General features: G+C 43.5%; 15 protein-coding genes. 5 read left to right on the top strand and 10 right to left on the bottom strand.

All coding sequences use genetic code 11. The annotated features are described in order from the left end of the window. Positions 1-134: 134 nt before the first annotated feature. Positions 135-1,226, bottom strand: a complete 1,092-nt coding sequence (locus IEE84_RS03440; RefSeq protein WP_191114851.1) for a polysaccharide biosynthesis/export family protein — start codon at positions 1,224-1,226, stop codon at positions 135-137. A gap of 584 nt (positions 1,227-1,810) precedes the next feature. On the opposite strand from IEE84_RS03440, the gene rluB reads away from it, so the two are divergent. Next, positions 1,811-2,737, top strand: coding sequence for a 23S rRNA pseudouridine(2605) synthase RluB (gene rluB / locus IEE84_RS03435; RefSeq protein WP_191115365.1), 927 nt, complete (start codon positions 1,811-1,813; stop codon positions 2,735-2,737). Positions 2,738-2,892: 155 nt separating this feature from the next. Here the strand turns inward: rluB and IEE84_RS03430 are convergent, their stop codons facing one another. From IEE84_RS03430 to IEE84_RS03420, 3 genes are all read right to left on the bottom strand, one after another. After that, on the bottom strand, positions 2,893-3,444 hold the full coding sequence (locus IEE84_RS03430; RefSeq protein ID WP_191114850.1) for a hypothetical protein: 552 nt from the start codon (positions 3,442-3,444) through the stop codon (positions 2,893-2,895). A gap of 40 nt (positions 3,445-3,484) precedes the next feature. Beyond that, positions 3,485-4,171: a hypothetical protein gene (locus IEE84_RS03425; protein WP_191114849.1), complete on the bottom strand. Its 687-nt coding sequence runs from the start codon at positions 4,169-4,171 to the stop codon at positions 3,485-3,487. A gap of 175 nt (positions 4,172-4,346) precedes the next feature. After that, positions 4,347-5,075, bottom strand: coding sequence for a hypothetical protein (locus IEE84_RS03420; protein WP_191115364.1), 729 nt, complete (start codon positions 5,073-5,075; stop codon positions 4,347-4,349). Between the two features lie 166 nt (positions 5,076-5,241). Between IEE84_RS03420 and IEE84_RS03415 the strand changes: the two genes are divergently transcribed. Next, positions 5,242-5,844, top strand: a complete 603-nt coding sequence (locus tag IEE84_RS03415) for a LysE/ArgO family amino acid transporter (RefSeq protein ID WP_101206238.1) — start codon at positions 5,242-5,244, stop codon at positions 5,842-5,844. Between the two features lie 149 nt (positions 5,845-5,993). On the opposite strand, the gene IEE84_RS03410 is transcribed toward IEE84_RS03415, so the two are convergent. The 3 genes from IEE84_RS03410 to IEE84_RS03400 form a co-directional block, all read right to left on the bottom strand. Next, a complete protein-coding gene (locus IEE84_RS03410) occupies positions 5,994-6,599 on the bottom strand; it encodes a MarC family protein (RefSeq protein WP_057762384.1) in 606 nt (201 codons plus the stop codon). Positions 6,600-6,937: 338 nt separating this feature from the next. Continuing rightward, entirely contained in the window at positions 6,938-7,798 is an 861-nt protein-coding gene (gene nadC / locus IEE84_RS03405; RefSeq protein ID WP_191114848.1) for a carboxylating nicotinate-nucleotide diphosphorylase, read from the bottom strand. A gap of 161 nt (positions 7,799-7,959) precedes the next feature. Further along, complete coding sequence (locus IEE84_RS03400; protein WP_191114847.1) at positions 7,960-8,991, bottom strand: NUDIX hydrolase; 1,032 nt, start codon at positions 8,989-8,991, stop codon at positions 7,960-7,962. 360 nt (positions 8,992-9,351) lie between these two features. Here IEE84_RS03400 and nadA point away from each other — a divergent pair, with 360 nt between their 5' ends. From nadA to IEE84_RS03385, 3 genes are all read left to right on the top strand, one after another. Then, positions 9,352-10,491 (top strand): quinolinate synthase NadA, encoded by a 1,140-nt coding sequence (nadA, locus tag IEE84_RS03395; RefSeq protein ID WP_191114846.1) that lies wholly within the window; start codon positions 9,352-9,354, stop codon positions 10,489-10,491. A 70-nt stretch (positions 10,492-10,561) separates the two neighbouring features. Next, positions 10,562-12,472: an L-aspartate oxidase gene (nadB, locus tag IEE84_RS03390; protein WP_191114845.1), complete on the top strand. Its 1,911-nt coding sequence runs from the start codon at positions 10,562-10,564 to the stop codon at positions 12,470-12,472. Positions 12,473-12,593: 121 nt separating this feature from the next. Further along, entirely contained in the window at positions 12,594-13,487 is an 894-nt protein-coding gene (locus tag IEE84_RS03385) for a phosphatidate cytidylyltransferase (protein ID WP_191114844.1), read from the top strand. Between the two features lie 26 nt (positions 13,488-13,513). Here IEE84_RS03385 and IEE84_RS03380 read toward each other — a convergent pair whose 3' ends face one another. The 3 genes from IEE84_RS03380 to IEE84_RS03370 are packed head-to-tail and all read right to left on the bottom strand — an operon-like array spanning position 13,514 to position 18,228. After that, the gene (locus tag IEE84_RS03380; protein WP_191114843.1) at positions 13,514-14,341 is read right to left on the bottom strand and encodes an SDR family NAD(P)-dependent oxidoreductase; all 828 of its coding nucleotides are present in this window, start codon (positions 14,339-14,341) and stop codon (positions 13,514-13,516) included. Beyond that, positions 14,338-15,531, bottom strand: a complete 1,194-nt coding sequence (locus IEE84_RS03375) for a patatin-like phospholipase family protein (RefSeq protein WP_191114842.1) — start codon at positions 15,529-15,531, stop codon at positions 14,338-14,340. Before IEE84_RS03375 ends, IEE84_RS03380 begins: the two co-directional genes overlap by 4 nt. Positions 15,532-15,534: 3 nt before the next feature. Next, a complete protein-coding gene (locus IEE84_RS03370; RefSeq protein WP_191114841.1) occupies positions 15,535-18,228 on the bottom strand; it encodes an alpha/beta fold hydrolase in 2,694 nt (897 codons plus the stop codon). Positions 18,229-18,333: the final 105 nt, after the last annotated feature.

The following is an 18,333-nucleotide window of genomic DNA, read 5'->3' as shown; positions in this document are numbered from 1 at the left end:
TGCCCTTGACTGCAGTTAGATTGCTCTCTGCCTTATCGCACCTTATAGAATCTATCACTCTACTTCCTATTCTTATCTCACTTAATCTCAGTATCGAAATTCAAAGCACACCCCGTATTTTCACTAGCTATCATTTATAACCCTGATATCACGTTGATGGCAGAGGTTGATGGTAGTATCGCGCTAATCACACGATTCCAGCGAGCCAAGCCTGTTGGATCCACATAAAGAATGTCATTGGCTTGCATGTCAAAGCGACTGGCTAGTGCCAAGCTTGTGATGCTCTGCATGTCGACGTAATAGATATTGGTGTACTGGTACTGAGGGTTGTCGCGCACGATATATACTTTGGCTGCATTAGCCGTATTGGAATTTAGTCCATTTGACTCGCCCAATACATGCGCTAAGCTTAGCCCCTGTTCTGGAATCGCAACTGGCTCAATTTTGCCAAATTCACCCAACACGTAGACTTTATTGCGGCTTTGGCTATTGACGTGAATAGAGTCACCATCTCGTAGATAGATTTGATTGGCAGACAGCCCCATTTTATGTAGTGACTGCACTCCTAAGCGATAGCTGTTGCCCTGACGATTTAGCACAATGTTGTTTGAATCCCCAGTCTCAGTAGTACCACCTGCCATAGAGATAGCCCCATATACCGACACTGGCACATCAGCAATAGCAAACTCACCAGACTGCTTCACCGCACCATCTACGAAAAACTTGCTGCCACGGTAATTGATAATTTTGACTTGAGGATCTGAGTACTTGAGATAACGCTGTAGTTTGCTTTGCAACGTAGCGGTGAACTGCGGCACGCTCAGCCCACTGGCTTGAACTCTACCTATCAATGGAAACTGTATATACCCTTGTTGATCTACCGTTAAGCTAGCAGTTGACGCATTAATATCTGGATAATTGGTAAGAATGATATTCAGCACATCCCCTTTCGCAATGCCATAATTGACTCGTCCAGAGGTTTTGATCAAATGAAAGAGATCTTGAGTCACACTAGGCGGCGCTGTACGCGGTAAAGTTGCCAGACTTAAAGGCTGAATATGAAATTGAAGACCGTTTTCTGCGGTAAAGGTGCCAGATTCAGGAAGATTTCCTGACTGAAGTCCTGAGTTGATCGTACAGCCACTAAACAACCCCATCAGAAACAAGCAAAATATGCTCATTACCAAGAAGCGTTTGTGTACAAAAATGAAATATTTATTAACCATAACAGTTACTCATATTTATATTTGTGAATCAAACCAGAAAACCTTACTACAGTATTTATATTCGTAAAAAAGAATATATTTAATAAATATACACCTAAACTATATTCAGTGCAATACATATAATTTGTCATAAAATAATTAAGTGACTATTTTGCAATTTCTCATCAAGCCCTTTATTTACGGCTAATTACGAAAATTGATATCAAACTTTAGATTACTAAGCGTTAAAAAAACGGAAGTGAAAACAGCTTTGTAATAAATAAAGTTTTTATTTTTAATTTGAAAAAATTCAGCTTAATAAGGGCTTGTTTAGATTGCATTTATGATTGGAACTATCCTTTTAACATCGAAATAGTGTAAGTGTTTGTATCTGTGTATTAACTTATATAGTTAGTCATTGAGAGTCTTCTAGTCTGTATCTCGTATACGACTAATAAACTTTTATTGATTAGCACCATGTTTGTTTATACATTAATAACCAGTAAGGTATTGGTTTACGTGCTAAATTTGTTAAAATAGCGTAGAATAGTCAATCCAATTTTTTACATTGAGAAATGTAAACCCACCGACTCAAGGATATTATGATGAAAGATGAAAAATTACAGAAAGCACTAGCCCGTATGGGACTTGGTTCACGCCGTCAAATGGAAGAAGTCATCAAATCTGGCCGCGTAACGGTTAATAATGGTCCTGCGACCATCGGTGATCGTGTCTCGCAAGGTGATGAGATTCGCGTTGATGGCCGTCAAATCAAATACACTTCTGAAAACGAGAAGCGTCGCCGTGTTATCGCTTACTACAAGCCTGAAGGCGAAGTTTGCTCGGCTAAAGATCCAGAAGGTCGCCCAACTGTCTTTGAACGTTTGCCAAAGCTAACACATGACCGCTGGGTAATGGTTGGACGCTTGGACATTAACTCAACTGGCCTATTGTTATTTACTAACGATGGCGAAATGGCGCATCGCTTGATGCATCCATCTGGTGAAGTTACTCGTGAATATGCGGTACGTGTATTGGGTGAAGTAACGCCTGATATCGCCCGTGCATTGACCGCTGGTGTCATGCTAGAAGATGGCCTTGCAAAATTTGAAGACATCAAAGAAGGCGGCGGCGAAGGCGTCAACAAATGGTATCACGTCCAGCTAAAAGAAGGCCGTAACCGCGAAGTACGTCGTTTATTTGAGTCACAAGGTCTAAAAGTTAGTCGTCTACTACGCACGCGCTATGGCACGATTGTTCTACCAAAAGAGCTACGTACTGGTCGTTTCTTAGAGCTTGATAAAAAAGAAATCAACACGTTGACGGATTTGGTCAGCTTGCGTCCACGTTATGGCACGGGTCTACATGGCGCAGCCAAAGAAAAGCAAGAACGTATCAGAAACAAGCCGCTTAAAGCGCGTCGCACTGATACTCGTAGTGATAACCGTAATAACAGCGCGAAACCTAAAAGTAGTGCTAGCCCTGCTAGCCGCGGTACACGTAACACCCGTGATCGCAATGATAAGCGCTAGTTAAATTGGTTTAACATTATTCTAAGTCTTAAATAGATTTAGAATAAACATAAAAAAGCGGTCAATGATGAATAGTCATTGACCGCTTTTTTTGTGTCTCTTTATGGGCGTCACAGTTTACAGGCGTCACAGTTGCTCAGTATAGATATAGCCGCTCAGCTATCGTGGCTATTAATATAGTGCTTCATGACTCGCAGCTCTTGTAGCTGTTCCTCATCCATTTGCGCCAGTAGCCTGTCCAAACGCTGTTCGATACTATCTAAAACACTCTGCAATAACTCACTAGCCTCTAACCTCTTTTCGTTATTCTCATTAGTGACATTTATATTTGTTAACTGATAATGAGTGGCTAGCATTTCGGGTAACCGTGTTTGCAACATTTTATTCAACACAAACTGTGCTTCTGTTACCGCTGGTGTCTTATGTTGAGCATATATGACTGCTTGATAAGCGTGATAGCTGCTTACTTTTTCATCAATACGTTTTAACTGGCGTAGTTGCTGCTCAGATAAGTTTTTTAAGTGCTGTTTATTTAACGTTAGCTGCTGCAAGCTTAATGTGGCTAATGACAAGGGCGCATCGTAATCCTGATAAGTAAGTACGCCAGGTGAGATACCGACGGCTTTATGAAAAGCCTGCCAGCCTTTTCTACCTAGATAAAAGGTAGTGACGGTCGTTACAATACCGATGCCTATTAAGATACTCATATACGCTTGCTCTTTACCCTTTCACCATTCAACTTTGTATTTATAGCTTAATGTCTTTAGCACTCACATTTTCACCAGTTGGGCTTTCAATCGCTTGGATATTTACCTCACTGCTAGCATTATTATTGGCATTACTACTGACATTGCTATCGGGCTTTTGAAACTCTGTGTTGCTAGTAGGGTTATCAAAACGTTTTTGGAGATAGCGATTGGTCGCAAGTAGTTTTTGACCGTCTTGATGATATGACGCGTTGAGCAGGTCATCGAACTGTGTGTTAATTGTCTTAAGCACGTCTAACAAGGCTTCTTTGCCCGTGACATTAGAATGCTTAATTTTGGTATTATCAGCAAGCGCACTATCTGTCACATCTAAATCGTGCAAGCGACGATAGTCAGCGACGGCTTGTGGCACGTGCCTATCCATTAAGTTTTGAATCATAATATAAGTTTCATTGACGGTATCTTTGTCATCAATCTTGCCATCATTATTGGTATCGCCATACATGACACGCAGCTTTTCACCCTTTGTATTAATTTGCTCCAAAGCGGTTTTAACTTCAACGGGTAGGCTTTTTTCAGGTATATAACCCAGTTGCGGCATCGCCTTATATTCGAGCATTTTGGGTGCTGTGACTTTTTTAATGCCACGATAACCTAGATATAACCCAGCCGCTGGCAACAGCCCATACAAAACAAACATTACGAACATCGCAGTCATTTGGGTCATTATATTGTCCTTATTACTTATCAGAATGTCGTGGCTGATTTCTTATGGTTGTTATTATTAAACAAAAAAATAAGGCTCTATTAAAGCCCTATATTGTTATGCACTGGGTCGATTGTGTTTTTTGATAATACTTAACCTTTGCGAGTGTACGAGAGAAAACGTTATCAAAGAACATTTAACTTTGCGTACGGCTCTTAACATAACGGTGGGTTGAGGCAAGGCGGTTCAAAACTGTCTGATGCAATTCATCTAACAATTCGTCAAGCTCATAATCAATCTCTAAAAACAAATCTGTCAGCATATCACCGGCCGTCATCTTGCCCTGCACCATATTTTTTTTAGTGCGATGCGGACTAAATCGTTGTAGCTGCTCATAATGATGTAATGCTTCAGGGATACTTTCGGACACTAGCTTATCGATGACGAACTGACGCTCATTATGTTGCTGCTGTTGCTGTTCGTTCAGCTCACTACTCCACTCACGATAACGCTTTAGCTTACCGTTGATACGATCTAGTATCGCAACGGCTTCAATAGGCATGGCATTTAGGGTGGCCTCATCGACCACATCAACAAGCTCAGTCATAATCGGACAACGTCCATGTTTGAGATACCACAAAGTATCTGGGTCAAAAGGCGGTCTATTGGTTGGGCGCATTTGAGCACGATTACTCAGATAGCGATCAGTCAAAGGCGTGGATGATTGGCTATCACTCACTTGTGCCAACGCATCACATATACGGTTTACACGTTCAGGCGGAGTTAGTGTAGAACGCTCTTGTACTGCGTGATTGCTATCATTATCGGCAGCAGCATCCTGTTCATGATTGACGCTCATCTCCTGAGCATTCTTTGCTGCCAATGTTGGTAGGTCATCTTGAGCTTGCCCAAATGACTGTAGCATTCTTGTCAAACTGACTACCATGACTTGCTCTGCCCCTCGTCTATTACACTCACATTGTGCGCATATTGCATACATTCATTCAATAGCGTATCTTAGCAGGTTTTTGCTGGCCTGCCAGTAAGCAAAATGTCACCATTCCTACACTTCAACCGTTAAGCACCGTATTATGAATGCTCCCGATTATATTTCTGGCTTCCTACTTGGGCTATCTCTCATCATTGCTATTGGTTCCCAAAACGCCTTTGTACTCAAACAAGGTCTCAAACGCGAGCACATATTTTTTGTTTGTTTGTTTTGTGCGGTGAGCGATGCGTTTTTAATCTCAGCAGGTGTTGGTGGTTTTGGTGCAGTCACAGCTCGCTATCCTCACGTTATAGATATCGCAAAAATAGCAGGCGTTATATTTTTATTAGGATATGGTTTACAGAGTTTGTATGCCAGCGTACGCGTGTCACACGCTTTGACTGTCGAAGGACAAGTCGTCACGAGTTTGAAAAAAGCCTTGTTACTATGTTTTGGCTTTACTTGGTTAAACCCGCACGTCTATCTAGACACATTGGTACTCGTCGGCATGGTTTCTACGGGTGCAAGCAGTAAATTGACGTTTGCCGCAGGTGCAATTAGCGCTTCGTTCTTTTTCTTCTTTGCGCTTGGGTATGGGGCGCGATTACTCAGGCCTCTATTTGAGAAGCCTAAGGCATGGAACATACTGGATGCTTTGGTAGGGTTGTTAATGCTGTATCTGGCTTGGCATTTATATCAAAGCTGATAGAAATATAACTAGGAAATGATAGATAAGCTGAGTGTTGAATAAACTGACTATTAAGTAAACGACGTATTGGATAATACTGAATCAGGTCGATATCCGCTAACCACTGTATAAATATATATGGTTAGCGATAATATTGTATTGATCATTTACATCAAGCTAGGAAAGAGCGTACGCAGTCCATTAACGATAATCTCGATAGAAACGGCGGCCAATAGCATACCCATGATTCGGCTCATGATGTTCAAGCCAGTATCGCCTAGTAAGCGACTGATACGACCTGCCGCCATCAATGCCAAATAGCAAAACAGACTGATAAATAAGCCAGCAATCAAAATGGCAGATACCTGCAAAATACCTGATACTTGTGAAGAGTAAATGATAACCGTAGAGATACCGCCAGGCCCAATCATCATTGGAATCGCTAGGGGAACCACGGCAGCTGCCATCGAGACTGGCGCATCTTTCACATGATCAACATCGAAGTTCTCTTGATCAGGTTTAACTGGGTTACCCTCTCCATTCATCATATTTAGGGCAATTAAAAACACCAATATACCGCCTGCCAATTGGAACGAGCCGATAGAAATACCAAGTGTTTTTAGTAACGTCTCACCTGCAATCGTAAAAAAGCTGATGGTGATAAAAATGGTCAGACAAGCAACGCGCGCGACCTTACGTCGATTGTTCATCGAATAGCCGCGAGTCAAATCTAAAAATAACGTCAATGCGCTAAATGGATTGATCAATACCATAAAGGCTAGGATTATCTTGATAATTTCAGTATTCACTGAGCGCTCGCTTGTCTATTGATACTGCTTGTGCAAAAAGATAAGGTCATCGTGCGAGTGCAACGATGACCCAATAGGCAACTAAAAATAGCATTGTAGCATAGGCAGATAAGCTAATAAAATCATTAACTTTGCGCCGTTATGCCTATATGTCACCTTAGTAAAGCTTCAGTGCAAAAACAAGCATTTAACAGGTTGTTAGTAAAAGCTATCAGTATAAATTACCATTTTACTAACTCGTTGATAGTCTTTTCGATAAAATCGAGCGCATGTAGCGCTATTAACCTTTAGCACATCTATATTTATGCACTAAAATCTAGCCCAATATCCAAAGCAGTAGTACTGTGCGTCAAATAACCCATCGCGATAAAATCAACCCCTGTACTTGCAGCCGCTTGTACCGTTTCGGGCGTAATACCACCTGAGGCTTCAGTCTTTGCGCGCCCCTTACACATAGCAACCGCTTGCGACAATGTTTCAGGCGACATGTTATCTAATAGCACTAAACTCACACCTGCATCGAGCGCTTGCTCTAATTGCTCTAGCGTATCGACTTCGACCTCAATAGGAATCAGATGCCCAGCAAATTTCTGTGCTTGCTGAATGGCCGTTTTGATGTCACCCGCAATGGCGATATGGTTGTCTTTAATTAAAATCGCATCATCTAACCCCAAGCGATGATTACGTCCGCCGCCGCAGCGTACGGCGTATTTTTGTACAATACGTAAGCCTGGAATGGTCTTGCGCGTACAAGTAATTTGCGCAGGATATTGAGCCACGCTATCGACAATTTGACGTGTCGCTGTCGCAATGCCGCTGAGATGGGTCATAAAATTCAGTGCCGTGCGTTCTGCAGTCAATAAATGACGCGCGTTACCTTTTACGGTCGCTAACACTGCACCAGCCTCTACTGTTTCGCCATCCTGTACTTGTGCAATAAACTCAATTTGCGCATCGACTAAGGCAAAAGACAAACGTGCCAAATCGATACCACATATCACGCCTGCTTGCCGTGCCTTGATCTGTAGCTGCGCTTGCATATCGGCTGGGATAGTAGCTTGCGACGTTACATCACCACGCCTACCCAAATCTTCAGTTAGTGCATTCTCAACCAATGGTTTAAGCAATACGTCATCCAATGCTGGCTCTTTTTCAATTGTCATCTTTAACCCTTATCTAGGCATGATATTGATAGAAACTACTCTTTATTTAAACTCAAAATGAGCATAAATATAGCGTAAAGTTAACGGCCCTGCAAGGAAAGGTGGCAAATTTTTCGTTTTACTAACCATTTCAAGCACGAGATATTATTGATGTTCATCCGTTATTTGCGCTTGGGAAGTTTGCTGTCCATCAATAAACTCTGTAACTCAATATCATGACGGAAGCGATATAGCTTGGCAGGACGACCGCGCTGAGCAGTACTACTCTCTCCTGTCTCCATTACTAGGTTTTGTGAATCGAGCAATCGACGGAAGTTTTGCTTGTGCAAACGCACGCCTGATAACGCCTCAACACTCTGCTGCAACTGCGATAAGGTAAAGACGTCTGGCATCAGACCAAAAATAAGCGGTCTATATTCAATTTTCGCGCGCAGTCTTGAGATAGCAGTAGCAATCACGCGACGGTGATCGTAATACATGGGTACGCCTATGCGTTGTGACCAATCCTCTGGCAAGGCAACAGCCTGATAATTGGGCGGATAATTAGGTGCTTCGGGGATTAGACCTGCTTCATAAAGCATTTCATAACGTAGTAATACATGCTCTGCAATCCATTCTCTACTTTCATTATCGTGTTCGTTGACTGATTGACTGTCAGTGAGCTTGCCACTTGCCAAAAACGCTTCGTCCAGCCCCCAACATAGGCCAATGCGCTGACGCCTGCGCTGTTGAACAATCGAATCGTTGGCAATATTGGCCCATTCAAGTAGCGCAGGCACGATAAAGTCCATAATAATACTAGGCATACCGTCCAGATGATTTTCCCACGGGAAATAATCATACCAATCTCGCCAGAGTGCTTTACTTTGAAGTGCCTGCGTTTGCGTCTCTTGCACCAAACCCAAATAACTCACATACACCAACGCATGGCCGTCGATATTGCGCCTGTTAGTATCGACAAAGGTATATAACTGCTCCAAATATCCGAGCGGTTGTTGTGTTTGCTCCTCTACCCATTGACGTACTCCCGCTTGTAGCGAGCGATGTAGCGGCATAAGCGGCCCATTTGGCAACAGCTTGCCTTGGTCAACGGTTAAAACGCGCGCGATATGATCGGTGATAGCGACCAACACGGCGACCACTTCTGTCGTGCCGCTACCTTGCTGGTGCGCATGTGAATAAGACAACGTCATGGCTTTGGGAATTATCCTTTTTCTCTGAAATGTGAAAGGCTATTGGGGTCAGTAGCTATGGTATGACTTAGTATAGCTCGAATCTAAAACTATCATAGTCTGTGGTTGTAAGTATGAAAAATCAATGGCGATAAATAGTCATAAGAAGCATGAATTAGCATTATTTTTAAGCTTAGTACGGTTTAAATGCACATCACTTTTAGCAATAAAACCTAATCTTTTGACTTATTAAGTATAAAAAACCACTTGTAATTATGCTCAAAATGAGCATAATTAATACAACTTATAAATTTACTATGTTCGATTATCTATTTTTTAGCTCATACATTTATCGTTATCGCACCAACAAAGGCTGCCATTATGAAAAAATATCCTTACGACGCACCTATCATGAGTACGGACAATCGCATCGCCACTCAGATGAACATTGAATACGCCAAGGCTAAAATGCCAGCAGATTTGCCTCGCGCTGAACGCATCGTAGTCGAAGAAAATATCAAGAAGCTACTGAAAGAGAATAATGCCGTACTGGTAGCTCACTACTATGTCGACCCTTTTATACAAGACTTGGCATTGGCAACCGGTGGCTGCGTCGGTGACTCGCTTGAAATGGCTCGGTTTGGACAAGCTCATAGCGCCCAAACATTGGTGGTCGCTGGTGTGCGCTTTATGGGTGAATCGGCAAAAATATTAAGCATGGAAAAGACCGTTCTCATGCCAGATTTGGAAGCCGAATGCTCGCTCGATTTAGGCTGTCCTGCTGAAGAGTTTTCAGCATTTTGTGATGCCCATCCTGAGCGTACTGTTGTCGTCTACGCCAATACCAGCGCCGCAGTAAAAGCGAGAGCTGATTGGGTAGTGACCTCATCTGTCGGTATCGACATCGTTCGTCACTTACACGCCCAAGGTGAGCCGATTATTTGGGGACCTGACCGTCATTTGGGCAAATACATCGCTCGTGAGACTGGCGCAGATATGCTGCTTTGGCAAGGGTCTTGTTTGGTACATAATGAATTTAAAGCCACTGAACTCCTGCAACTGAAAGAGGAACACCCAGAGGCCAAAGTCTTGGTGCATCCTGAGTCACCTGATAGCGTGGTGGCACTCGCTGATGTGGTCGGCTCGACTAGCAAGCTTTTGCAATCAACGTATGAGATAGATGCTGATACCTTTATCGTCGCTACTGATTTGGGCATATTGCATGAGATGCAAAAACGCTCACCAAACAAGCGATTCTTGGCCGCACCAACTGCTGGCGAGAGCGCTAGCTGTAAGAGCTGCGCGTTTTGTCCTTGGATGGCTATGAACGGTCTAAAAGGTATTGAACTGTGCTTAACAAATCAAAGCGGTGAAGTGCTAATGACACCTGAGCTCGCGACTGCAGCAAAAAAACCATTACAACGGATGCTCGATTTTGCTGAAGCACAAAAGCAACGTGTAGCCGCTAGTGGCGACATCGTAAAAGACCGTACACTGTTCGCTAACGTTGGGGCAGCCTAGCATGAGTCCGTCGCATTCAGTTGATTGTTCCAACACCACTCGCTATATAAATAACAGGAGCAGCAGTGATATGAGTAATATTATAAAAACTGATGTTCTTATTATTGGGGCTGGTCTGGCAGGTTTGAGCACCGCGCTATCTCTGCCGAAATCGCTGACTATCATTGTTTTAAGTAAAGCCGCGCTTGAGGTGTGCTCAAGTCACTACGCTCAAGGTGGTATCGCAGCTAGCTTAGACAAAGCAGACTCTGTGACTGATCATGTCGCTGATACCTTAATCGCTGGTGCAGGATTGTGTGCGACTGACAATACTGCCCGTATCTTGGGTGCAGGACAGCAAGCGGTGCAGTGGCTATGCGAACAAGGTGTGCCATTTACTCAAACCACTCTAATTAAAGAAAATGATAATACACCTGATTTTGCAGTCTTAAAAACCAGTGACTTACACTTGACCAAAGAAGGCGGTCATGGCTGTAGACGTGTGGCTCATGCGGATGATGCAACGGGTCGACATGTGATGGACGCATTGACTACCAAGGCACAAGCTGCGACCCGCATCACTATCTTGCCTTATCATGAAGCGTTAGAGTTATTGACTTCACCTATGATTGGTGACTCTTCTTTTAGCATGAACGATAGCGAGATTAAACATTGCCGAGGGGCGCTGGTCTTTGATCATATCAATGAGCGCCAACTCACCATTCATAGTGCGGCTGTTGTACTCGCTAGTGGTGGCTTAGGTCAGTTATTTAAACGTGCCAGCGCGCCTAACATCTGTGTTGGTGATGGCGTCATGATGGCATGGCAAGCAGGCTGTCGTTTGGCAAATTTAGAATTTATTCAATTTCACCCAACGGGTCTGGCATTAGATGACAGCAGTTTTTTGATATCTGAAGCGTTACGCGGTGAAGGTGGACGACTCTATTGCCCAAAGACTGGTACGCGCTTTATGTTAGATATTGATGAGCGTGCTGAATTGGCGCCACGCGATATCGTCGCTCGGGCAATAGCCAGTCAGATTAGTAGTAACGGACTTGGCTACGTACACCTTGATGTCAGTCACTTGCCAGCTGCATTTATACAAGCGCATTTCCCGCAGATTTATCAGACGCTGCTAGCACTCGGCGTCGATATGACCACAGAGCCTATTCCAGTCGCTCCGACTGCCCACTATAGTTGTGGCGGCGTGGTGACTTGCGCCAATGGTTTGACCGACGTCGCAGGACTATATGCAGCAGGCGAAGTTGCTTATACAGGGCTACATGGAGCCAACCGTTTAGCAAGTAATTCATTGTTGGAGTGTGTGGTAGTTGGTCGCAACATCGCCGCCAACTTACCTCGTTACTTAACAAAATTGGATCGCTTAAAGAACTTAGAAGCTTTAAAGAAAACGGCTGAAGCTTTAGAAAAAATGCCGCAGCCACATACGACTACCTACTATGAACTGCATCAGTTAGCTGCCGATATTTGGCAATTTCCGACACTACAAAACACTCAACCCGTCATCTTGCCCTCTTGTAAGCAGTCATCGTATCCAACTTATAATGCCGATAAAGCGCTTCATTCTGACGTAAATAGTGCAGAGATAACTATAGCGTTGAAAGCTCTTTTGACAGCCAATATGGGCATTACACGTAGTGCCAAACAATTAGAGCAAGCATTGCGACAAATTGAGCAGTGGCAAGAGTCAATCGAACATACTGAGATCATGCTATCTGATACGAGCAGTAGAACTCCTACTACTAACAGTGAGCTTGCCATTTTTCAATTGGCGAGCCAATTAGCGTTAGCAACGATGATTGTCCAATCGGCTTATCAGCGTTTTGAAAGTCGCGGTGGGCATTATCGTGAGGATTATCCTAACTTAGCTGAAACGCCTTTAACCAGTATCATTCTGCCATCAAGAAAAACTACGCTTCACTCCTTTTCTCACATTATAGAAGACGAGCGTTATCCGATACCTTTTACTGACCATATTTAAGCCTACGACAGATAATAACCAAATCCATCAAGGGCAATATCTAACACTATAGTTAAAGAGGCATTTAAGCTATCATTATGGATAGGCTTCAAATATTACCTCTTCTTTGAGTGTCCACGGTATGGCTTCTGATATTGTGTTTGTGATTGCCCTGATGATAATCGTCAGCTTGGCTTGGAGTGTACTTGCCGTACCTCGTCTGCGCAAACGCTTGCCAAAAATCTACCTGATAGCCCGCTCGTGGTGGTTGATGCTAGCCGTGCTCTGCACTTGCTATGTGATTGCAAAAATAACGAACGATACGCAAGGTTCTCATTTGCAAGTATATGCCTATCAATGGCTGCTCATTTTATTTTTTATATTAATTGGTTTACGCGGCAGCTACGAGATTAAACGTCTATGGTGTTTACGCAGTAAAGCCGTACTCATTCATAAACTCCAAGCGCAAGGTTTACAGCCAAGTACTCCCCTGCTAGCGAAAACCTCTCTCAATCTGACTCAACACTATACGCGGCTCAACTCCTTAGATCTGCTACTGAGTGTTGCATTCATCTCACTCATCATTGGCCTTGTAGCCTTACAGCAATTGACCTGGCAACGCGAACAATATGGTGTTTTACTCTTCGTATTATTTGCCAGTCAGTTTAATGATATTGCCCAATATCTATGCGGAAGACTGCTTGGACGTAAGCTGTTTAAACGAGGTCTAGCGCCGACTATTAGCCCGAATAAAAGCATTGAAGGTGCTATCTTTGGCAGTTTAGTTGCGGCAATCTTGGCAGCAGTATTAGGTCTTTGGCTCACTCCTTTTACTTGGTGGGTCTGTCTATTAGCTGCGTATAGTTTGGCTGTGAGCGGTATATTTGGAGACTTACTGGAATCAGCATTTAAGCGCCGACATGGGGTAAAAGACACCGGAACGATGCTCGCTGGTCATGGTGGGATATTAGATCGGATAGACAGTTTGCTGATTGGAGTGCCAGTATTTACCTTACTCTATTGGCTACTTGGTTAAACCTAGTCAAAATATTGATAGCCATACTATCTGGCTTTATCCAGTTTACTCTGCAATATCCAATTGAGCACAGGCTTAGGTAAATGATTTAAGGCACTCATGATATAGCGCATTGAGCGTGGAAATATCGCTAGTTCCACGTCATCTTCAATTGTTTGCATAATATGATTAACCGCTGCTTGTGTGCTCATGATAAATGGCTTATGGCTAGCATCGCCATCGTTTAAATCACGTAATGCTTGGGTATCAATATAGCCTGAGGCAATACAGTTTACTTGGATATCATAAGGTATAAGTGCTGCCCGATAAGCGCTAGCAGTAGCAATCATTGCACGCTTGCTTTTTGCATAAAGGCTGGCATAAGGATAATCTATCGTACCTGCGATAGAGGCAATACAAATGAGGCTAGGTCTGCCACCCTTAGTCAAATCCAACGCCTGACGCGGTTGTTTTAACTGCTGCTTCAACTGACTGCTTGCCCATCTAAAAACTTGCTCAAACGCCTGTAAATTGATCGCTAGCATTTGGTCGCTATCTGTTTGATTTAAGTGATGGATACGCTCATTGGTATAGCTACCAGCACTATAGATCAGTCTTTGAAATGGAATACCTGATAAATTGTCTAATAACGTTCGCGTTTGACTTGGGTCAGTTAAATCACATACATAAGTTACGATAGCAGGATGCTGGCTGTTGATATCGGCTATCTTTGCTGCGCTACTACCAACAACGCTCACCTGCCAACCAAGCATCTGATGATTCAGCGCTAATGCCAAGCCAAGGCCACTCGTGCCACCGACGATAATAATATGCGGCGCATGGTTTTTAGTGATACCTTTTGCGAGGTTTTTCATAATTTATGCTGCTGTATATAGTCGACCGTACGCTGATAGCCATATTGCCATTGCGCCTGCATTTGCTGCACAAAACCGTCATAATCGCTATGTATTAGCTCGACGGTCATTTGCTCTAGGTTAAAACGCTTTTGCACATTTTTCCCTCTCAGTTGCTGCTCGTTATCTGCAAATGGTAACCAATGTAGCTGACGGTTTTTATTAATGGTTTCAGTGGGTGCCGACACACTGATTGGTTGATAATCGTGTACTGCTGCCAGTCGCTTATTAGGATCAAAACCAAAAACACGCTGAATCGCGGGAGCAGCCAGCCATGCGTCATAACCTGCCTTAGTCTCTGCAAATACGATGTCACCCAACTGACAGGCCAACTCAATCGGTGTGAGATTAATCACACCTCCTAAACACCAGCCAAGCTCTGGGATATGTGTTGGCGGTAGATAGTACATGTCAGCCATAGAAGCGCGAATCACTAGGGCAAAATCCCATTGCGTCTGTACCTTTACAGAAGGGTGTATGCGTCCGTTTGCGAAGGTATGCGCAGGCGATGTCATTTGTTCGTCAGCCAGACCTGATACAAGGTTTGGCAAATTTGCTAAGCGCGGCGGCGCAAATAACAACTCTTGTAGTGCAACTTTTTCATTATACAAACTATCAGCAGATGCTTGATACAATCGACTGGCAATGATAGCTATCTCTGGTGTTACTTTATCAGCAGCGCTACCATTATTACTAGGAGCGAACCGCGACAGCTCATCTAGCCAGTACTGTTCGTTATCAATACGAAACATCGCTAACTGCTGTAACTCATTTAACAGTCGCTCGTAGCTGTCTGCTTGACGTTGTCCTTGTCCATTATCCCTTTGCTTTGATAACCGCCAACGCTTAAGTGCATGGGTCATATAACGCAGTTTTAGACGTTTATTGGCTTCATCTGGCGCGACATGTCTGATGGCAGTGATGACGCGATACAACTCACGGCTGCACATCAACGCTTGCAAATCTTTAGGGTCAGGCGCAAGTTGTACTAAGTAAGCAGACAAACTCCCACCGCAAGTACCAACGATAATATCTGGCGTCAAATCATGCGCTGCTAGTGCTGCATAACTGCCCAAATAATAACCAAAACGTGAACCGCCGCCTGAAAACAGCTGAACACGCTCATAAGGTTTAACCTGCTCATTGTTCATCTATCACTCATCATCAGCTGGTACGGTTTTAATCGCTAACGAAACAGTAAATATCCCAAAGCGATCGATACGCATCGTGATTTTCCTAAAGCCTGCCCGCTCAACCAGTTGATCCATTTCTGCTTGCGAACGACAACGCATCACCCAACTACTGCCACGATGATTGTTTAATGTTTTACTGATAAATTCTTGCTCAGGATGCCAAGGTTGGTTGGTATAAATCAAATAACCGCCCAATTTTAGGCTGTCATAAATACCCGCCAATGCAGTCGCTGGTAGCGCATTATCAGAGAACAGTTCAAATAACCCAGAAGCAATAGCAAGATCTGATTTTTTAGTATCGGTGCTAGTGTCATTCGTATGTACATCAATATAACTGGCAGGATCAAAGGCGTCCTTTTGACTGGTCATTACTCGATTGCTCATGGCCAAACGCTCCGCCTTTGCTTGCAATGCTTGAATATTATGCATCTCATAATCACGCAGCTCAGCATACAAATCTGCAAACTCTGTCAGCAGATCAAATGCATAAAAACCATGTCCACTAGCGATATCTAACAGTTTTGGTCGGTATGGTTTATTACTACTTTGATTTTTATCTTCAATATCTGCAAGTGCTAAGCGTGCCAACTCCAGTATGTGCTCACGGCGAATGCGAATACCTTGCCAGCCGATATTATTTAAGTAAAACTTATCGACTGCCTGTCCAAACTTATTCTGACCGCTAGGCTTGTTGTAATAGACATGATCTAGCGAATGACCTGAATCAAATCCATGCTCAAGCCCTGTGGCAATCGCATCGCTGACATGACCAAACTTCTGCATCGCAAAACGAGTAATTGCAAAGTTTGGATTGAATGGTTTAATCGCCAAACGATCTACTTTATCTTTACTGGCACTGTTTAAGTGAGCCGTACTCAAATCAAGCGCTTGTACTTGTGTGCTAAATACCTGCTCGGCAAACTCAATACAGTCCGCGAATACATCGGCTTTATTGGTCTCATGAAAGATTGCATGATAGCTGTCTGGATACAACTGCCAGCGTTTGATCGGTGTGTTAATCGCTTCATAAAACGTGCGCTCAGCCTGCTTATCGACCACATAATCCTTGCCCGCACATAAGACGAACGTCGGTACAGTGATAGCCCCTGCATCGTCGAGCAAGCGCTGACCCGTCGCATGCGTATCAATGAGTAAATCAGTCGAGATACTGTTTGAGATTAACGGATCAGCATTGTAAGCTTGCTGCGCGTCTTTATCATGGGTCAGTACTTGTGCTTTAACGTAGCTGCTGACACGTGACATCAGACCTAGCGTACGTGCCACCTTTAGCGATGGTATAGCAAAGGGCAGATACAGACGAATACTGAGCGCAGGCGTGCCAAGTATCATGCCGCGAATATTAGGCGCATAATCGTGTACCCATGCTGCTGCCAATACCGCGCCGATACTACTGGCGACAATCAATGTATCCTCGATAGCAATGCCTGTTTGCCCAATCACCAGTTGTACAAAACCTTCTAAATCTCGCTCAAGCTCGGTAACGCTCTCAGCATGATCTTTGATACCCCCTGAACGCCCATTACCGCGCGCATCCCAAGCAAACACTTGATAGCCAGCTTTTGCAAACTGCTCTCCTAGCTCTGCCAATCGTCCTGAATGCTCATGTCCTCGGTGTAATAAGATAACTTGGCGCAACGGTTGGTTGGCTTGCTTGATAGCTGATTTTTTCATGCCTTCTAAAGGCATCGTTAGCCAATAGCGATAATAAATAGCCGTGCCGTCATAAGCGTTATAACAGCTTTCACCATTGATGATTTTAGATGCAGGCAAGTCAAAACCAACACTGGCCTGTTCTTCGAATTTTTGACTATCAACGGTTGTGGTTGGCATTTCTTTGAACTCCAATGGGCGAGCGTTATCAGTAGAAGTATTTGGCAAAACAATAGTAAGAGATAGTGAGTTGTTTGTTGTCTCACCTAATACGGATCGCAGCTCAGGTGGGTTACGCATTAAGTATAACTCTGTCATATAACGTAGTCGATTAAGACAAGTCTTTAATAGCATTATCTCTGTTAGTATAAATAATTGACCCATTTTGATAGCAGGTAAAGCCACCTGCGTTTTAGTACTTACTGGCGCTTTGGCTCTAATGCCCATAAACGCACCAAGCATACCTAATAAGAAGGCACGATCGCTTTTGCCCAAAGGCCCTTGATTAGCACGAACACCTAACATGGTATTACTAGTAACGCCCAACAGCTCGGTGCCTATACTAAGGGCGATGAGAGCAGTAATATGATGCTGAGAAGTTGATATATTCGTTGGCAAGTTGGCTATTAACGTTTGCTGTTCTTTATCATTGATATGAGGGGTCAGGCTCGCCAATAGCGCCGTATCGGCAACCATATCACCTACCTCGTTTAACACGGCTCCGAGCCTTGATGTCTGTCCATGCTCACGCGCCATCATGCCATCGATGGCATTGAGTGCCATACGTACAAACAATGATGAAGGTAATAAAAGCCACAGCCGCTGCTGTTCAGCTGCTGACTTGGCAATGATATAGGCAGTACCGACACTTAATAAAGCAGCGGATACCGTCACTTGGTTAGCGGTAATGTTTTGCTCAACCAGCGTATTGCTTATCGGACGTAGTTGATTTTGAAACTGAGTTTTGAGCTGATATAGCGACATGAGTCTAGCCAAATATTTTCAGTACTTTAATGTAGCAACAAAAGTTTGTAAGGTAAAGAATTACAAAGCGCTCAAAAACGTTCAAATATTTTGAAAAAGATATTT

Source organism: Psychrobacter sp. 28M-43 (assembly GCF_014770435.1).
Classification (GTDB): domain Bacteria; phylum Pseudomonadota; class Gammaproteobacteria; order Pseudomonadales; family Moraxellaceae; genus Psychrobacter.
This window is presented reverse-complemented; position numbering and strand designations above follow the sequence as displayed.